At 71.9% G+C, this 398-nt stretch carries 1 protein-coding gene; it reads left to right on the forward strand.

Annotation, left to right across the window (positions count from 1 at the left end):
- Nucleotides 1–398, forward strand: a 398-nt coding sequence (gene pxpA, locus BST14_RS31840; protein WP_142279701.1) for a 5-oxoprolinase subunit PxpA, incomplete at both ends; no start/stop codon positions are given.

A 398-nucleotide genomic window follows, 5' to 3' on the forward strand; every position in this document is an offset into this window, starting at 1 on the left:
GCTTCGGTGCCTGGCGCATGGGCCTGGACGCCGAGGTGATGCCGCTGATCGATTGCGCCAACATCGCCTGCGGCTTCCACGCCGGCGATCCCGGCACCATGCGCCGCACCGTGGCCCTGGCGGTGGAGCATGGCGTGCGCATCGGCGCGCACCCCGGCTACCCCGACCTGGTCGGCTTCGGCCGGCGCTCGCTGGCCTGCTCGGCGCAGGAAGTGGAAGACCTGCTGCTCTACCAGATCGGCGCCCTCGACGGACTCTGCCGCGCCCAGGGCACGCGGGTACGCTACGTCAAGCCGCATGGCGCGCTGTACCAGGACATGATGCGCGACCCGGCGATCCTCGCCGCCGTGCTGCGCGCACTGGCGGCCTACGACCGCACCCTGCCGCTGATGCTGATG

It is taken from the genome of Mycobacterium arosiense ATCC BAA-1401 = DSM 45069, assembly GCF_002086125.1.
Classification (GTDB): Bacteria; Actinomycetota; Actinomycetes; order Mycobacteriales; family Mycobacteriaceae; genus Mycobacterium; species Mycobacterium arosiense.